14 protein-coding genes and 1 other RNA gene are annotated in these 15,908 nt (G+C 63.2%); 5 read left to right on the forward strand and 10 right to left on the reverse strand.

Annotated elements, in window-relative coordinates; translation table 11 throughout:
* Window positions 1-135 precede the first annotated feature (135 nt).
* On the forward strand, window positions 136-432 hold the full coding sequence (locus ACIU1A_RS31370; RefSeq protein WP_224655872.1) for a hypothetical protein: 297 nt from the start codon (window positions 136-138) through the stop codon (window positions 430-432).
* Window positions 433-475: 43 nt separating this feature from the next.
* Here the strand turns inward: ACIU1A_RS31370 and ACIU1A_RS31375 are convergent, their stop codons facing one another.
* The 7 genes from ACIU1A_RS31375 to ACIU1A_RS31405 form a co-directional block, all read right to left on the reverse strand.
* Window positions 476-1,417, reverse strand: coding sequence for a glyoxylate/hydroxypyruvate reductase A (locus ACIU1A_RS31375; protein ID WP_140496893.1), 942 nt, complete (start codon window positions 1,415-1,417; stop codon window positions 476-478).
* A gap of 86 nt (window positions 1,418-1,503) precedes the next feature.
* The gene (locus ACIU1A_RS31380; RefSeq protein ID WP_404926107.1) at window positions 1,504-3,135 is read right to left on the reverse strand and encodes an ABC transporter ATP-binding protein; all 1,632 of its coding nucleotides are present in this window, start codon (window positions 3,133-3,135) and stop codon (window positions 1,504-1,506) included.
* Entirely contained in the window at window positions 3,132-4,277 is a 1,146-nt protein-coding gene (locus ACIU1A_RS31385) for an ABC transporter permease (RefSeq protein ID WP_140624845.1), read from the reverse strand. Before ACIU1A_RS31385 ends, ACIU1A_RS31380 begins: the two co-directional genes overlap by 4 nt.
* The gene (locus ACIU1A_RS31390) at window positions 4,277-5,371 is read right to left on the reverse strand and encodes a microcin C ABC transporter permease YejB (protein WP_140496886.1); all 1,095 of its coding nucleotides are present in this window, start codon (window positions 5,369-5,371) and stop codon (window positions 4,277-4,279) included. The genes ACIU1A_RS31385 and ACIU1A_RS31390 overlap by 1 nt, the downstream gene beginning before the upstream one ends.
* Window positions 5,372-5,539: 168 nt before the next feature.
* Entirely contained in the window at window positions 5,540-7,408 is a 1,869-nt protein-coding gene (locus ACIU1A_RS31395; RefSeq protein WP_404926109.1) for an extracellular solute-binding protein, read from the reverse strand.
* Complete coding sequence (locus ACIU1A_RS31400; protein WP_404926110.1) at window positions 7,408-9,285, reverse strand: extracellular solute-binding protein; 1,878 nt, start codon at window positions 9,283-9,285, stop codon at window positions 7,408-7,410. The genes ACIU1A_RS31395 and ACIU1A_RS31400 overlap by 1 nt, the downstream gene beginning before the upstream one ends.
* A gap of 164 nt (window positions 9,286-9,449) precedes the next feature.
* Window positions 9,450-10,151: a cytochrome c family protein gene (locus ACIU1A_RS31405; RefSeq protein WP_140496880.1), complete on the reverse strand. Its 702-nt coding sequence runs from the start codon at window positions 10,149-10,151 to the stop codon at window positions 9,450-9,452.
* 191 nt (window positions 10,152-10,342) lie between these two features.
* Here ACIU1A_RS31405 and ACIU1A_RS31410 point away from each other — a divergent pair, with 191 nt between their 5' ends.
* Window positions 10,343-11,071, forward strand: coding sequence for a 3-deoxy-manno-octulosonate cytidylyltransferase (locus tag ACIU1A_RS31410; protein WP_140496878.1), 729 nt, complete (start codon window positions 10,343-10,345; stop codon window positions 11,069-11,071).
* Between the two features lie 38 nt (window positions 11,072-11,109).
* Window positions 11,110-11,973: a prephenate dehydratase gene (locus ACIU1A_RS31415; protein ID WP_404926112.1), complete on the forward strand. Its 864-nt coding sequence runs from the start codon at window positions 11,110-11,112 to the stop codon at window positions 11,971-11,973.
* Window position 11,974: 1 nt separating this feature from the next.
* On the opposite strand, the gene ACIU1A_RS31420 is transcribed toward ACIU1A_RS31415, so the two are convergent.
* The 3 genes from ACIU1A_RS31420 to ACIU1A_RS31430 are packed head-to-tail and all read right to left on the reverse strand — an operon-like array spanning window position 11,975 to window position 13,706.
* Window positions 11,975-12,274: a Dabb family protein gene (locus tag ACIU1A_RS31420; RefSeq protein WP_140496873.1), complete on the reverse strand. Its 300-nt coding sequence runs from the start codon at window positions 12,272-12,274 to the stop codon at window positions 11,975-11,977.
* 19 nt (window positions 12,275-12,293) lie between these two features.
* On the reverse strand, window positions 12,294-13,235 hold the full coding sequence (gene nudC / locus ACIU1A_RS31425; protein ID WP_404926113.1) for an NAD(+) diphosphatase: 942 nt from the start codon (window positions 13,233-13,235) through the stop codon (window positions 12,294-12,296).
* A 51-nt stretch (window positions 13,236-13,286) separates the two neighbouring features.
* Window positions 13,287-13,706, reverse strand: a complete 420-nt coding sequence (locus tag ACIU1A_RS31430; RefSeq protein WP_140664007.1) for an HIT family protein — start codon at window positions 13,704-13,706, stop codon at window positions 13,287-13,289.
* A 145-nt stretch (window positions 13,707-13,851) separates the two neighbouring features.
* On the opposite strand from ACIU1A_RS31430, the gene ffs reads away from it, so the two are divergent.
* An RNA gene (gene ffs / locus ACIU1A_RS31435) (signal recognition particle sRNA small type) lies at window positions 13,852-13,948 on the forward strand.
* Between the two features lie 105 nt (window positions 13,949-14,053).
* Window positions 14,054-15,886: a DNA polymerase III subunit gamma/tau gene (locus ACIU1A_RS31440; RefSeq protein WP_404926114.1), complete on the forward strand. Its 1,833-nt coding sequence runs from the start codon at window positions 14,054-14,056 to the stop codon at window positions 15,884-15,886.
* Window positions 15,887-15,908 lie beyond the last annotated feature (22 nt).

A 15,908-nucleotide genomic window follows, 5' to 3' on the forward strand; every position in this document is an offset into this window, starting at 1 on the left:
TGCCTCTGCTGCGAAAAAGCCCCAATCGCATGCCGGATTATGTCGGGGCAGTGTCGTACGGAGGGATTTTCCATGCGCTGGAACATGATGGCCTTGGCCTCTTGCCTCGTTATGGCGGGCTGTGTCGGCAACTCCATGTCCGAGCGCCAGGACGAAAACGTCCAGTCTTCACTGCAATATGACAGCGTGCCTTGCGGCCAGTTGCTGGCGCAACGCAACGCCCTGGCTCGGCAATACAATCTGTCCCAGCAGGCCAAGCCGACATTCTCCAACCCCGCGATGGGCTTCGGCCCGTTCATTCCGGATATCCGCTCCAAGACCAAGCGCGATGCCGACAAGGCAAGCGGCGAGATCGACGCCATGAACCGGTCTATCGAGCGCCGCGATTGCGGCAAGCCGGACAAGCAGAAGAAGTTCGCTCTGCCCGGCTGACGCATGTCGCCTAAGGCGATCCCGATGACCACATGCCAGCGGCCTAATATCCCGCTTTGCGGTCCACCAGGTTCTCCAGCTTTTCGCCCCGCTCGAAGGCGTCCATCTGGCGCAGCATGATCGGCGCCAGGTGGACGGGATCGGACGTGGCCGCGGCATGCGGCGTCACGAATACTTTCGGATGGGCCCATAGCGGGCTGGTCTTCGGCAGCGGTTCGACCTCGAACACGTCGAGGCTCGCTTCCTTCAGCGTGCCGTCGTCCAGCGCGCGCACGATGTCGGCATCCTTCTGCAGGCGGCCGCGACCGGCATTGATCAGCACCGAGCCGCCAAGACCGTTGCGCTTGCGCAATTCCTTCAGCACGCCGTAATTGATGATACCCTTGGTATCCGGCGTCAGCGGCAGCAGCACGACCAGTATGTCTGTGGCATTGAGGAACGGGATCAGCCCGGCCTCGCCGCAATAGGTCGCGACACCTTCCATCGGCCGGTCGGTGCGCGACCAGCCATTGACCGCGAAGCCGAGCGACAGCAGCGCCGACGCCGCCGCGCGGCCGAGACTGCCGAGCCCCATGATGCCGACAGAGATATCTTCAGCGGTGCGCTGCGCCGGCTCGCGCCATATCTTCTTCGGCTGCTGCGACCGGTACAGCAGGCCCTGGCGGTGATGATCGAGCACCCGCCAGACGACATATTCGGTCATGTGCTGGGCCAGGTTGCCGGCGACGACCTTGACGATCGGCACGTCCGGCAGGCTGGGATCGGAGAAGATGTGGTCGACACCGGCGCCGATCGAGAAGATGGCGCGCAGATTGGGCAGCGACCCCAACAGGTTCGGCCGCTGTTTCCACACCACCGCATAGGTGATCGAAGGATCGCTGGCGCCGTCCGGCTCGAGCACCACCTCGCGCTCTGCGGACAGCAGTTCGCGCCAGCGCTGCGGGTGAAAGCCGGTGACGGCAAGCAGGATTTTGCCTTTTTCCATTTATGGATTTTGTCCTGTTGTTCGGTTTGGAGCAATTGCGGGAAAGGCGCAAGGCGGCTTTCCGACCGGAATTGCGAAGGAAGGAGTCACTCGCTGACGACCCCCGTCGGGGCGGTTTCTATCTTGAAGGCGGCCGAGATCAGCGCCCGAGTATAGTCGGTTTGCGGCTTTTCAAAAATCTGTTCGGAAGGACCGGCTTCGACGATCTGGCCATTGCGCATGACGATGACATCGTTGGCCAGGGCCCGGATGACCTTGAGGTCGTGGCTGATGAAGAGATAGGCGAGGTCATGCTTGGCCTGCAGGCTGCGCAGGAGGTCGACCACCTGCGCCTGCACGCTCATGTCGAGCGCCGAGGTCGGCTCGTCCAGCATGACGAAACGCGGGTTGAGCACCATGGCGCGAGCAATGGCGACGCGCTGGCGCTGGCCGCCGGAGAATTCGTGCGGATAGCGGTTGCGCGTCGCCGGATCGAGCCCGACTTCCTTCAGCACGTCGACCACCTTGTCGTCGCGCTCGTCGAGCGACAGCTTCGGCTCGTGGATCTTCAAGCCTTCTTCGATGATCTCGGCGATGGACATGCGGGGACTGAGCGAGCCGAAAGGATCCTGGAAGACGATCTGCAATTCGCGCCTGAGCGGGCGCATGGCGTTGAACGAGAGCTGGTTGATGTCGCGCCCGTTGAACTGGATGGTTCCGCTCGACGAGATCATCCGCGCCAGCGCCAGGCCGAGCGTGGTCTTGCCCGACCCGGACTCTCCGACCACGCCCAGCGTCTGGCCGGCCCGCACGGTGACGTCGATGCCGTCGACCGCCTTCACATGGTCGACGGTGCGCCGGAAGAAGCCCTGCTTGATCGGAAACCAGACTTTGATGTCCTTGCCGGTCATCACGGGCGCCGCGGCGCTGTTGGCCGCGGGTGGCTTGCCCTTGGGCTCGGCCGCCAGAAGATGGCGCGTATAGGCGTGCTGCGGATTGGCGAAGATGTCCTTGGTAGGCCCCATCTCGACGATCTTGCCCTTGGTCATCACGCACACCCGGTCGGCGATCTTGCGCACGATGCCGAGATCATGGGTGATGAACAGCATCGACATGCCCTTGCGGCTTTTCAAGCCGGCCAGCAGCTCGAGGATCTGAGCCTGCACGGTGACGTCGAGCGCCGTCGTCGGCTCGTCGGCGATCAGGAGTTCCGGTTCGTTGGCCAGCGCCATGGCGATCATGACGCGCTGGCGCTGGCCGCCGGAGAGCTGGTGCGGGTAGGCGTCGAGCCGCTTCTGCGGATCGCGGATGCCGACCTCGTTGAGCAGGGCCAGCGTGCGCGCCTTGGCCGGGCGGTCGGCCATGCCCTGATGCAGCTTCAGGATCTCGACGATCTGCTGCTCGATCGTGTGCAGCGGATTGAGCGAGGTCATCGGCTCCTGGAAGATCATGGTGATCTTGTTGCCGCGCACCTGCCGCAGTTGCTTCTCGTTCATGGCGAGCAGGTCGGCGCCCTGGAACAGGATCCTGCCCGAGGGGTGGCTTGCGCTGGGGTAGGGCAAGAGCTTCAGCACCGACAGCGCCGAGACCGATTTGCCGGAGCCGGATTCGCCAACCAGCGCCACCGTCTCGCCCTTGGCGATGTCGAAGGAGATGTGATCGACGGCCAGCGACTGCTGTCCGCCTTGCGCAAAGGCGACGCTGAGGTCCCGGACCGAGAGCAGGGGAGGCTCGCTCATCGGAACGTCTTGCGCGGATCGAAGGCGTCGCGTGTCGCCTCGCCGACGAAGACCAGCAGCGACAGCATCAGCGAGATGACCACGAAACCGGAAATGCCGAGCCATGGCGCGTTCAGATTGCGCTGCGCCTGCTTGAGCAATTCGCCGAGCGAGGCCGAGCCCGGCGGCAGGCCGAAACCGAGATAGTCTAGCGAGGTCAGCGTCGAGATCGAGCCTGAGAGCAGGAACGGCAGGAAGGTCAGTGTCGCCACCATGGCGTTGGGCAACAGGTGCCGGAACATGATGGTGCGGTTGCGCACGCCGAGCGCGCGCGCCGCGTTGACGTACTCGAAATTGCGCGCGCGCAGGAATTCGGCCCGCACCACGCCGACCAACGCCACCCAGGAAAACAGCAGCATCAGCCCGAGCAGGATGAAGAAGCCCGGCGGCAGTATGGCGGCGACGATGAGCAGGAGGTAGAGCACGGGAATCGCCGACCATATCTCGATGAAGCGCTGGAACAGCAGGTCCGTCCAGCCGCCGAAATAGCCCTGTAGGGCGCCGGCCGCGACGCCGATCAGAGCCGAGCCGGCGGTCAGGATCAGTCCGAACAGCACCGAGATGCGGAAACCGTAGATGACCCGCGCCAGCACATCGCGCGCCTGGTCGTCGGTGCCCAGCCAGTTCCAGTTACCGATGGTGCAAGCCGGATCATCAGCCCCTTTCGGGTACTGGTTGCAGCGCGTCTTGGCGTCATACTGCCAGGACGGCTTGGCCGGGGCTGCTTCGGGAATGGCGTTGTTGACGGTCTGGTAGGAATAACGGATCGGCGGCCAGATCATCCAGCCATTGGCGTTGATCTCGTCCTGGATCACCGGGTCGCGATAGTCGGTGACGGCATAGAAGCCGCCGAACTTCTCTTCGGGATAGGCGACCAGCACCGGAAACAGGATCTCGCCCTTGTAGGAGGCGATGATCGGCTTGTCGTTGGCGATGAATTCGGCGAACAGCGACAGCACGAACAGGACAAGGAAGATCCACAGCGACCAGTAGCCGCGCCGGTTGGCCTTGAAGTTCTCCAGGCGGCGCTTGTTGAGCGGCGACAGAAACGGCCGCGGCATCCGCTCCGGCACGACCCCGGCGGTAACACTTGCCTCCGACATCAAACGTCTCTCCGCTCGAAATCGATGCGCGGATCGACCCAGGTGTAGATGAGGTCGGACAGCAATCCGACGAACAGGCCGAGAAGCGAGAAGATGTAGAGGTTGGCGAACACCACGGGATAGTCGCGTTCGACCACCGACCGGAAGCCGAGCAGGCCGAGCCCATCGAGCGAGAAGATGTTTTCGATCAGCAGCGAACCGGTGAAGAAGGCCGAGATGAAGGCGCCGGGAAAACCGGCGATGACAATCAGCATGGCGTTGCGGAAGACATGGCCATAGAGCACCTGCCGTTCCGAGAGGCCCTTGGCGCGGGCGGTCACCACATACTGCTTGCGGATTTCCTCCAGGAAGGAATTCTTGGTCAGCAACGTCGTCGTGGCGAAGGCCGACAGCACCAGCGCCGTCAGCGGCAAGGTCATGTGCCAGAGATAGTCCCCGATCTTGGCCGGCCATGACAACTGGTCCCAATTGTCCGAGACGATGCCGCGCAGCGGGAACCAGTCCCAGAACGAACCACCGGCAAACAGCACCATCAGCATGATGCCGAACAGGAAACCCGGAATGGCATAGCCGACGATGACGACGCCGCTGGTCCAGATGTCGAAGGGGCTGCCGTCCTTCACCGCCTTGCGGATGCCGAGCGGGATCGAGATCAGGTAGGACAGGAGCGTGATCCACAGCCCGATCGAGATCGACACCGGCATTTTTTCCAGGATCAGGTTGAGCACCGAAATGTCGCGGAAATAACTGTCGCCGAAATCGAACCGGATATAATTCCACAGCATCAGGCCGAAGCGCTCGAGCGGCGGCTTATCGAAGCCGAACTGCTTCTCCAGCTTCTTGATGAATTCCGGATCGAGCCCCTGCGCGCCGCGATATTTTGAACCGACGTCGCCGGCGGCATCGAAATTACCACCGCCCGCATCGCCGCCGCCACCGCCCAGACGATCGCTGCCGCCCTGGTTCGTCAGCTTGGCGATGACCTGCTCGACCGGGCCGCCGGGGGCAAACTGGATGACGGCGAACGAGATCGCCATGATGCCGAACAGGGTCGGGATCATCAAAAGGATGCGGCGCAGGATATAGGCGCCCATCAGATGGTGCCCTCCCGACGCATGTGATTGACGAAACCGTCGATGAACGCGCCTCTTTCCCCGTCACTATACGGGCCGAGGATGCCGGTCCACCCTCCGCAGCTGCGGCGCAGCTGCTGCGGAGGACGGGCAGGCAGGTGAGGGGCGGTGCTTACGCCCGCAAGAAATTCAGCCTTTGCCAATTTTTGCCGCCTTGCCCTTGTCGAACCACCACAGCGTCTCGACCGGAAAGCCGAAATCGGGCTTTTGCTCGACGAAGCCGAACATGTCCCAATAGGCGACGCGGTGATTCGCCAGATAGTATGTTGGAATCCAGTCCAGCCGCGCGCGCAAGACCCGATCGAGCGCTCTGAGCGCGGTGACGAGTTCGGACCGGCTTTGCGCCTTGCCGGCTGCCACGATCAACGCGTCGATGGCCTTGCTTTCTGTTCCGGGGTAGTTGCGCTGCCCCGGGATTTTCGCCATTCGAGAATCATAGAGCATCTCCAGGCTGTCGTCAGTCGGCGTCGCCCCGATCGACCAATGCAGCACGGTAAGATCGAAGTCGAAATCGCTCTGCCGCTGTTCATATTGCGCCGAATCGACCTGTCGGATCGAAGCGTCGATCCCGATCGCCTTCATATTCTCGGACCATGGGGTGTAGATGCGAACGATGCCGTCATCCTCCGTCAGCATTTCCACCCGCAGCCGCTCGCCCTTGTCGTTGACGACGAAATTGCCCGCCCGCTTCCAGCCGGCTTGCGCGAGCAATCTCGAAGCCTCGCCCAGCAGCTTGCGGTCATGGCCTGACCCGTCGGACAGAGGCTGCGTCACGGCTTCGCCAAAAACCTCCGGTGGCAACTCGGCCCGGAATGGCTCCAGCAGGACCAATTCCTCAGGCGAGGGCAAGCCTTCGGCCTTGTAATCCGACCGTTCGAAGTTCGATTGAGAGCGCTCGTAAGAGCCATAAAACAACGCCCGCTTCATCCATTCGAAATCGAAACACCGGGCGATCGCCCGTCGCACCCGCTCATCGCGGAATTGCGCACGACGCTGGTTCAGTGCGACGCCCTGCATGTCTGGCGTCTTCTCGCCGGGAAATTCCCGTTTGACGACCTTGCCGTCCTTGAGCGCCGGAAAGTCGTATCCGGTCGCCCAGACCCGCGCGGTAAACTCCTCGCGAAAATGGGTGTCGCCCTTCTTGAAGGCTTCGAACGCCGCCTGCCGGTCGAGATAGAAGTCGATGCGGATACGGTCGAAATTATACTGGCCGCGATTCACCGGGAGGTCGCGGCCCCAATAGTCGGCCACGCGCTCATATTCGACTGTCTGTCCCGCGGCCACTCGCCCCATTTTGTATGGTCCCGAGCCGAGCGGCGGCGTCATCGTCGAGGCATTGAAATCATTGACCGCATAAAAGGCCTTGGACACGATCGGCATCGCCACGATCCTGAGGATGTTTTGCGCGGACTGTTCGCCGTTGAAGGTAAGGTTGAGGGTGAGCGGATCCTCGGCGACCGCGTCGGTCATATACCGCAACGCCTGGGAAAGGTTCGGATGCCCTTGCTCTTTGTAAAGCTTCAACGCGAAGACGACGTCTTCGGCGGTTAGCGGCGAGCCGTCGTGGAAACGCGCTTGCGGTCGCAGCGCGAAGCGGAAGCCGTTGCGGTCTTGCGACAAGGTGACGGACTCGGCAAGCAGGCCGTAGACCGCATCCGGCTCGTCGAGCGCGCTTGCCATCAAGGAATCGAAACAGAGTTCGGTGCGCGGCGGCGCATCTCCTTTCAACACCAGGGAATTCAACGTGTTGAAGGTCAGGAAGCTTTGGTTGAGCGTGGCGTTCGGCGGCGCGAAATTCATCTGGCCGCCCTTGGGTGCGTCCGGATTGACGTAGTCGAAATGCGCGAAATCCGCTTTGTATTTGAGGTCACCATAAGCGGACAGGCCGTGCAGTCTGGTGCCGGTCGCAATATTGGCAAAGGCTTTTCCGGGCAACAGGGCGGCGACAGCGGCGGCACTGCCCAGGCCCAGGAAATCGCGACGGGGCAGCACCGCCATCAATTGTCGCCCTTGTATTTGGCCGCCAGCGCCTTTTCCTTCTCCGGATCGATCCACCAGGAATTCTGGTCGGCGCCGATATAGCTCGGCTGTTTGGCGGGAATTCCGAATTTGTTCCAGTAAGCCAGCCAGACCACGGCTCGATAGTACTGCGGCACGACGTAGTAGTTCCACAGCAGCACGCGGTCGAGCGCGTGGGTGGCGGCAACCAGGTCCTCGCGGTCGGTGGCGAAGATGATGCGATCGACCAGGGCATCGACGACCGGGTTCTTGATGCCGGCGTAGTTGCGCGACCCCGGCCGGTCGGCGGCCTTGGAACTCCAGAAGTCGCGCTGCTCATTGCCAGGCGATTCCGACTGGCCGAGCTGCCCGATAATGACATCGTAGTCGAAATTGTTGACGCGGTTGACGTACTGGGTCTGGTCGATGATGCGCAACGTGGCGTCGACGCCGATCTTGCGCAGATTGGCGATATAGGGGCTGGAGATGACCTGGTCGGTGTCGTTCCAGCCGAGTATCTCGAACTTGAACGGCTCGCCGGTCTTGGCATTGATCATCTTGCCGCCCTTGATCACCCATCCAGCCTTGGCGAAGAGGTCGACTGCCTGCTTCAGGTATTTCCGCTCGGCCTGCGGCGAATCGTAGACCGGCAGCTTGAATTCCTGGGTGAACAGTTCGGGCGGCAGCTTGTCGCGATACTGTTCAAGAATTTCCAACTCCTTGCCTTGCGGCAAGCCGCTGGAGGCCAGTTCAGTTCCCTGGAAATAGCTGCTGGTGCGGGTGTTGAACCCGTAGAACAGCGTACGGTTCATCGTCTCGAAGTCGAAAGGATAGGTCAGCGCGGCCCGCACCAGGCGGTCCTGGAACAGCGGGCGCCTCTGGTTGAGCATGAAAGCCTGCATCGGCTCTGGCGAGGTGGTCTTGAATTCCTGCTTGATGACATCGCCGGACTTGACCGCCGGGAAATCATAGAATGTTTTCCAGCGCTTCGAACTGTTTTCCGGTTTGATGTCGTCAAGTCCGCCTTTGGTGAAGGCCTGCCAGGCGGCATTGTCATCAAGGATGTAGGTGAAACGCTGCCTGTCGAAATTCTCGCGGCCGACCTTCACCGGCAGCTTGGCACCCCAATAGTCCGGCACGCGCTGCCAGACGATTTCCGAGCCAGGCTTGAAGCTGGCGATCTTGTAGGCGGCGGAGCCGAGCGGCGGGTCCAGCGTCGGCCTGGTGACGTCGCGCTTCTTGCCGTTGGCATCCGTGCCTTCCCACCAGTGTTTCGGCAGCACGGCGAGGTCACCCAGGATTTTAGGCAGCTCGCGGTTGCCCTTCTGGCTGAAATGAAACTCGACTTCGCGATCCGAGACGGCCACGGCATCCGTGACGTTCTCGAAATAGCGGCTGTACATCGGGCTGTTGGCCTTCAGCACCTGGAATGACCAGATCACGTCATCGACGGTGATCGGCTGGCCGTCATGCCATTTCGCGCGGGGATCGAGCCGGTAAGTCGCCGAGGAAAAGTCGGCCGGGTATTTGTAGGCGTCGGCGATCAGCGGATGGCTGACACTGCCCTCGTCGGTCGCCTGCTCCATCAGCGTGTCGTAGAGCAGGCCGCCGCCGAACCCGACCAGGCCGGCGGCCGGTGAACCCTGCACGACATAGGGATTGAAGCTGTCGAAAGTGCCCAGTACCACCGAATTCAGCGTGCCGCCTTTGGGTGCGTTGGGGTTCACGTAGTCGTAGTGCTGGAAATTGTCGCCATATTTGGATTCGCCGATCAGCGATGAAGTGGTGCGCCACTCATCGGCCAGGGCCGCCTGCAACCCCGCGGCCAGCAGGGCCGCCGCCAGCAACGATTTGAGAAGCACTCGGCCAAGCGTCATCCACTGTCCTCTTCGCGATGCGTGCCATCATCCAGAAAGGCAATCTAGATGATTTGCCGCGCGTGAAAACCGCCATGCGCGGCTTTGTCGCCGTAGAGGCGGTTTTCCTAACGAAAAAGCCGGGCTGAACCCGGCTTTTCAAGGTCGTCGAGACTATATCCGGTTTATTGAGCAGGCGCCGGTGCCGGGGCGGCCGGAGCTGGTGCGGCGGGAGCCGCAGGCGCCGCCGGCTTGGCGGGAGCTGCGCCTTCGGCCGGCTTGGCCGGTGCGGCCCCTTCGGCGGGCTTGGCGGGGGCGGATGCATCGGCGGCAGCGCCCGGCGCGGGCAGCGGCTTGGGATTGTCCGACAGCGTGCGCAGATAGGCGATGACGTTGGCGCGGTCTTCTTCCTTCGGCAGGCCGGCAAAGCCCATCGCCGTGCCTTTCACGAATTTTTTCGGCGAGGTGATGAAGTGGTTGATGTTGTCGTAGGTCCACTTCTCGGTGCCGCCCTTGGAAAACTCCTTCATGCCGGCCGAATAGGCGAAGCCCTCATGCTCGGCGACCGGACGGTCGATGAGATCCCACAAATCCGGGCCGACCTTGTTGGGGCCGCCCTTCTCGCCGGAGTGGCAGGCCTGGCATTTCTTGAAGATGGCAGCGCCCTGTTCGGCACTTGCGTTGGCCAGAAGATCCGCGATCGGCTTTTCGGCGGCTGCCGGAGCGGCGGGGCCGCCCTCGGCGGGCTCGGCGGCCTCGATGGCGAAGCCGGGCTTTTCCGGAGCGGGCGAGGCAAACAGCGCGTCCGACACGATGCCGACCGAGAACACCACGAAAACGGTTCCGAGCAATCCGGCGAGCAGCTTGTTGACTTCGTTGGAATCCATACGCCCCTTGCTCCCTTTTCCGGCGGACCGATCCGTCCACTCCGTCCGTCGGTATCGAGACCTGCCCTCCAGAGCCGGTCAAATCGCGCGGAAACTAGGTCTTTTGCTCCGGCGTTGCAACACCTATAAGGGCGCTTCCAGTGAGACCTTTTGCCACTTTCCCCTCCTCGTTTCGAACGCCCGCCAAACCGATGTCCACCTTGATCCTGATCCCCGCCCGCATGGCCTCGACCCGGCTCCCGGGCAAGCCGCTGGCCGACATTGCCGGCGCCCCGATGATCGTCCATGTCGCGCGCCGCGCCGCCGAGGCCGGGCTTGGCCGTGTGGTGGTGGCGACCGACACGCAAGGCGTGGCGGAAGCGGTGCGCGCGCATGGTTTCGAGGCGGTGATGACGCGCTCGGACCACGAATCGGGTTCGGACCGGATATTCGAGGCCCTGACGGTGCTGGATCCGGCAAACAAGGTCGAAACCATCGTCAATGTGCAGGGTGACCTGCCGACCATCGATCCCGCGATCATCGTGGCCTCGCTCAGGCCGTTCGAGGACAAGGCGGTGGACATCGCAACGCTCGGCGTCGAGATCGAGCGCGACGAGGAAAAGACCAATCCCAACGTGGTCAAGATCGTTGGCTCGCCATTGTCGGCCACCAGGCTGAGGGCGCTTTATTTCACCAGGGCCACCGCGCCCTGGGGCGAGGGCGCGCTCTATCATCATATCGGCCTCTATGCCTATCGCCGCTCGGCGCTCGAGCGCTTCGTGGCGCTCAAGCCGTCGCCGCTGGAACGCCGCGAGCGGCTGGAGCAGCTGCGGGCGCTGGAGGCCGGCATGCGCATCGACGCCGAGATCGTGCGTTCGCTGCCGCTCGGCGTCGACACGCCGCAAGACCTGGAACGTGCCAGGACGATCCTGTCAAACTGAGCTTCGAAGCCAAGACCCCCTTCAATCGAGAATTGGCCATGCCTGAAAAGACCAACAGAATATCCTTCCAGGGCGAGCCCGGCGCCAATTCCGACACCGCCTGCCGCAACGTCTATCCCTCGATGCAGCCACTGCCGTGCCCGACCTTCGAGGACGCGTTCAACGCGGTCGAAACCGGCAAGGCCGATCTCGCCATGATCCCGATCGAGAACACCATCGCCGGGCGCGTCGCCGACATTCACCATCTGCTGCCGGAATCGAGGCTGCACATCGTCGGCGAATATTTCCTGCCCATCCATTTCCAGCTGATGGTGCTGCCAGGTGTGAAGCGTGACGAGATCAAAACCGTGCACAGCCACATCCATGCGCTCGGCCAGTGCCGCAAATACGTCCGCAAAAATGGCTGGAAGGCGGTTGTCGCCGGCGACACGGCGGGCGCGGCCAAGATGGTCTCCGAGGTCAAGGACCGCACCATGGCCGCCCTGTCCCCGGCATTGGCCGCAACGCTCTATGAACTCGACATCATCGAGGAGAATGTCGAGGACACCGATTCCAACGTCACGCGCTTCGTCGTCCTGACCAAGAACAAGCAGTGGGCCGAACGCCCGTCGCCTGACGCCAAGATGATGACGACCTTCATCTTCCGCGTCCGCAACGTGCCGGCCGCGCTCTACAAGGCGATGGGCGGTTTCGCCACCAACGGCATCAACATGACCAAGCTCGAGAGCTACCAACTCGGCGCCTTCACGGCGACACTGTTCTATGCCGACATCGAGGGCCACCCCGACGATCCGCTGGTCGAGCTGGCGCTGGACGAGCTTCGCTTCTTCTCGCGCGAGGTGCGGATCCTCGGCGTCTATCCGGCGAGTGAGTCACGCGAGCAGTGGAAGGTAGCGGATTGAGCTACCAGCCAAGGGGCACATAGTCGATCTCCATGAAGGTCTCGACTTCAGGAATCCAGCGGTCGCGCACGAAGGCGACGTGGTCGGGATGGTCGTTGTACCTGGTATAGGCGGCCTGGTCGGCGAATTCCATGGAGAAGCCGAACTGGTAGTCGTTCTTGGGGCTGACCTGACGCAGCTGTTCGAAATGGGTGACGCCCCTGATCGCCGAGAGGATTTTCCTGGCGTCGACCAGGAACCTTTTTTCCTCCAGCGAGTGCGGCGGATGCTTCAGCGTGAAGACGACGGTATGGCGGATCATTTCCCTCTCCTGATTTCCCTTATTCGCTGTCGACCCAGGCGCGGATCAGGTGATGCGCTATGGCTCCCTTCGGCGGCGTGATCAGATTGCCCGGATGCTCCCTGGCCAGCATCAGGCGGACCTCGTCGCGCAAGAACCAGCGGCAGTCTTCCAGCTCGTTGAGGTCGGCCTGGATGTCTTCATTGAGCGGCTCGCCGAAGCAGCCGATCATCAGCGAAATGGGGAATGGCCAAGGCTGGCTGGCGTGGTAGACGACGCGGCCGAGCCGGATGCCCGCCTCCTCCAGCGTCTCGCGGCGCACCGCCGCCTCGATCGTTTCGCCCGGCTCGATGAAGCCGGCAAGGGCGGAGTACATGCCCGGCGCGAAATGCCGGCCGCGCCCGAGCAGGCATTTCTCGCGCGTCGCCGTCAGCATGATCGCCACCGGATCCGTGCGCGGAAAATGCTCGGTGCCGCAATTCGGGCAATGGCGCTTGTAGCCGCCGGCCCGCATTTGTGACTCGGTCCCGCATTTGCTGCAGAAACGATGGCTGGCGTGCCAGGCGAGCAGCGCGGCGCCCTGCGCCATCGCTCCGGCGGCCGCTTCGTCGATCAGGCCTTGCATATAGACCGAGCGGTAGTCGATGGCCTTGACCGTTTCGGGAAGCTGTTCCGGCTCGAGGCCGGCGGTCACCGCCAGCACCGGGCCCTGGTCGGAGAATCCAAGCAGCACGCCGCTGCCGGGCAAGGTCTGGAAGGGCAGGCTTTCGGCGACGCCGAACCAGGGGTCGAAGCTGCCGTCACGAACCTTCAGGTAGAGCCGGCCGCCCTGCATCAAAAGCAGCCTGGTTCCAGGATCGGCGAGCGCTTTGTCGACCGAATCGTCGGCGCGGTTCTCGGATTGTCGGTCGATACTGTTGCCGGCGAAGCCGACGAATTGGCTCGGCTCGCGCAAGGGCGCGTCAAACAGGCTAAAGCTCATGCGGACTCTGGGCGTTCGGGATGGACACGTTCGGGATGGACACGGGAAGGCTTATAGCGCCGCCCTTATCGTTTCGGCAAACTGGCGCAGCTCGGAGCGCTGATAGGGCTCGCGCAGGCCGTGTCCCCACACCGGGCCGGGCCAGCCGGGATCGCCTTCCGAACGGGCGATGACGTGGATGTGCAGCTGGCGCACCATGTTGCCGAGCGCGCCGGTGTTGATCTTGGTGCAGCCGGTCACCTTCTTCAGCGCCTGCGCCACCATATTGGTCTCGAAGGTCAGCATTGTCTGGTCGAGCGGCGTCATGTCGTGGATTTCCTCCACGCCCGGCCGCTGCGGCACCAGAAGCAGCCATGGCCAGCGGCGGTCGTTCATCACGCGCAGTTCACACAGCCCAAGCCACATCAACTGCTCGCTGTCCGCCTCCAGCCGGGTATCCAGCGTGAATCCGGCCTTCAGGCCCGGCAGCATCGGCGTTTCCCTTGCTTTTGGTGTTTTCCTCAGAGTCATGAACGCTAGAGCGGCTGCATCGAGGCTGCAAGCGAATCTCGTGGCTGGTGCAGCCGATTTGCCTGCGCCCTTGCATTTCGTCGCCGAATTGCCGATATGGACGGCGGGAGGTTGGTGGTGGACGATCCACTCGCCAACCGGGTCAGGTCCGGAAGGAAGCAGCCCTAACGAGCCCGGAACGGGTCATTGTTCCAGCCTCCCACCTCATCGGCCCTTCTCGCGACGTTGACGACGCATTGCAGCGCGGGCGAAACTATGCGCAGGAATCGGCCGCCTTTTGGCGCGGCCATTTGGAGTTTTGCGGGCGAATGAGCGAAGCCGGAAATTCGGGACCAAAAAGCCTGGAGATAGGCAAGGCTGGCGCCTATCGCGTGCTGGCGCGCAAGTACCGTCCGGCGAATTTCTCCGAACTGGTCGGCCAGGAGCCGATGGTGCGCACGCTCACCAACGCTTTCGCCACCGGCCGCATCGCCCAGGCCTGGATGTTGACCGGCGTGCGCGGCGTCGGCAAGACCACGACGGCGCGCATTCTCGCGCGGGCCCTGAATTATAAAACGGCAACAATCGACCAGCCTTCCGTCGACCTTGCCGTGCTCGGCGAGCATTGCCAGGCGATCATGGAAGGCCGCCATGTCGACGTCATCGAGATGGATGCCGCCTCGCACACCGGTATCGACGACATCAGGGACATCATCGAACGGGTGCGCTACGCGCCGGTCTCGGCCCGCTACAAGGTCTACATCATCGACGAAGTGCACATGCTGTCGACGCAGGCCTTCAACGGCCTGTTGAAGACGCTGGAAGAGCCGCCGCCGCACGTCAAGTTCATCTTCGCCACCACCGAAATCCGCAAGGTGCCGATCACCGTGCTGTCGCGCTGCCAGCGCTTTGACCTGAGGCGCATCGATGCGGCTGTGGTGAAGGCTGATCTCGCCCGGATAGCGGGCCTGGAAGGCATCGAGGCGGAAGACGACGCGCTGGCGATGATCGCGCGCGCGGCCGAGGGGTCGATGCGCGATGCTCAATCGATTTTCGACCAGGCCATCGCGCATGGCGGCGGTGCGGTCAGCGCCGAAGCCGTGCGCGCGATGCTGGGTCTCGCCGATCGCGCCCGCGTCGTCGATTTGTTCGAACATGTCATGAAAGGTGACGTTGCCGCGGCACTGGCGGAATTGCGCGCGCAATACGACACCGGCGCCGATCCGGCCGCCGTGCTGACCGACCTTGCCGAATTCAACCATCTCGTCACCCGGCTGCGTTTCGTGCCGGCCGCCGCCGACGACGCGGCGCTGTCGCAGGACGAGCGCGAGCGCGGCGCAGATTTCGCGCGGACGCTCTCGATCAAGGTGCTGTCGCGGACGTGGCAGATGCTGCTCAAGGGCATCCCGGAGGTGCAGTCCTCCAACCGCCCGGTAAGTGCTGCCGAGATGGTGCTGATCCGGCTGGCACACGCGGCCGACCTGCCGACGCTGGACGAGGCATTGAGGTCGCTGGAGAACGGCCTGCCGGCGCCGGGCGCCGCGCCGCGTTCGAACGGCGCGCCGGCGAGCCCCGGTAATGGCGGCGCTCCTGGTGGCAACGGCGCCAGCGCAGTGACGCAGGCGCGCATGCCCGGCGGGTCGGGCGGCGCGCAGACCATGCGGCTGGTCGAAGCCGCGCCCGCTCCGGCCGCCTTCATTGCGCCTGTGCAGCCGGCGCCGGAGGCGCAGCCAATATCGCTGAAATCGCTGGCCGATATTGTCGCCCTTGCCGACGCGCAGCGCGACATCGCCTTCAAGGTGCTGGTCAAGCGCTGCATCCGCCTCGTGCGCATCGAGCCCGGCCGCATCGACGTCAGCCTGACCGACGATGCGCCCAAAATGCTGCTCAACGATTTGACGACCAAGCTGCGCGCCTGGACCGGTCGCAACTGGCTGGTGTCGCTGTCGAAGGAAGAGGGCGGCCAGACGCTGGCCGAAATGGAATCGACCAGGCGCGAGAACGCTTTGCTCGATGCCAAGAGCGATCCGACGGTCGCCGCCATCCTGGCGCGGTTTCCCGGTGCCAGGATCATCGACGTGCGCATTCCCGACGCGCCGGAAGCCGACGCGGTCGAAGCCGAAGTGCCGGTCGAGCCGCCGGCGGACGACGACGAACCCTGACGAAACCACGACTCTGCAAAGG

The sequence above is a fragment of the Mesorhizobium maamorense genome (genome assembly GCF_044998965.1).
GTDB lineage: Bacteria > Pseudomonadota > Alphaproteobacteria > Rhizobiales > Rhizobiaceae > Mesorhizobium.

Coding starts and splice junctions, on each gene's coding strand:
- ACIU1A_RS31385 (WP_140624845.1), bottom strand. CDS start 4,277: ATGTCGGAGGCAAGTGTTACCGCCGGGGTCGTGCCGGAGCGGATGCCG.
- ACIU1A_RS31370 (WP_224655872.1), top strand. CDS start 136: ATGTCCGAGCGCCAGGACGAAAACGTCCAGTCTTCACTGCAATATGAC.
- ACIU1A_RS31390 (WP_140496886.1), bottom strand. CDS start 5,371: ATGGGCGCCTATATCCTGCGCCGCATCCTTTTGATGATCCCGACCCTG.
- ACIU1A_RS31420 (WP_140496873.1), bottom strand. CDS start 12,274: ATGATCCGCCATACCGTCGTCTTCACGCTGAAGCATCCGCCGCACTCG.
- nudC (WP_404926113.1), bottom strand. CDS start 13,235: ATGAGCTTTAGCCTGTTTGACGCGCCCTTGCGCGAGCCGAGCCAATTC.
- ACIU1A_RS31405 (WP_140496880.1), bottom strand. CDS start 10,151: ATGGATTCCAACGAAGTCAACAAGCTGCTCGCCGGATTGCTCGGAACC.
- ACIU1A_RS31410 (WP_140496878.1), top strand. CDS start 10,343: ATGTCCACCTTGATCCTGATCCCCGCCCGCATGGCCTCGACCCGGCTC.
- ACIU1A_RS31400 (WP_404926110.1), bottom strand. CDS start 9,285: ATGACGCTTGGCCGAGTGCTTCTCAAATCGTTGCTGGCGGCGGCCCTG.
- ACIU1A_RS31415 (WP_404926112.1), top strand. CDS start 11,110: ATGCCTGAAAAGACCAACAGAATATCCTTCCAGGGCGAGCCCGGCGCC.
- ACIU1A_RS31380 (WP_404926107.1), bottom strand. CDS start 3,135: ATGAGCGAGCCTCCCCTGCTCTCGGTCCGGGACCTCAGCGTCGCCTTT.
- ACIU1A_RS31395 (WP_404926109.1), bottom strand. CDS start 7,408: ATGGCGGTGCTGCCCCGTCGCGATTTCCTGGGCCTGGGCAGTGCCGCC.
- ACIU1A_RS31440 (WP_404926114.1), top strand. CDS start 14,054: ATGAGCGAAGCCGGAAATTCGGGACCAAAAAGCCTGGAGATAGGCAAG.
- ACIU1A_RS31430 (WP_140664007.1), bottom strand. CDS start 13,706: ATGCTGCCGGGCCTGAAGGCCGGATTCACGCTGGATACCCGGCTGGAG.
- ACIU1A_RS31375 (WP_140496893.1), bottom strand. CDS start 1,417: ATGGAAAAAGGCAAAATCCTGCTTGCCGTCACCGGCTTTCACCCGCAG.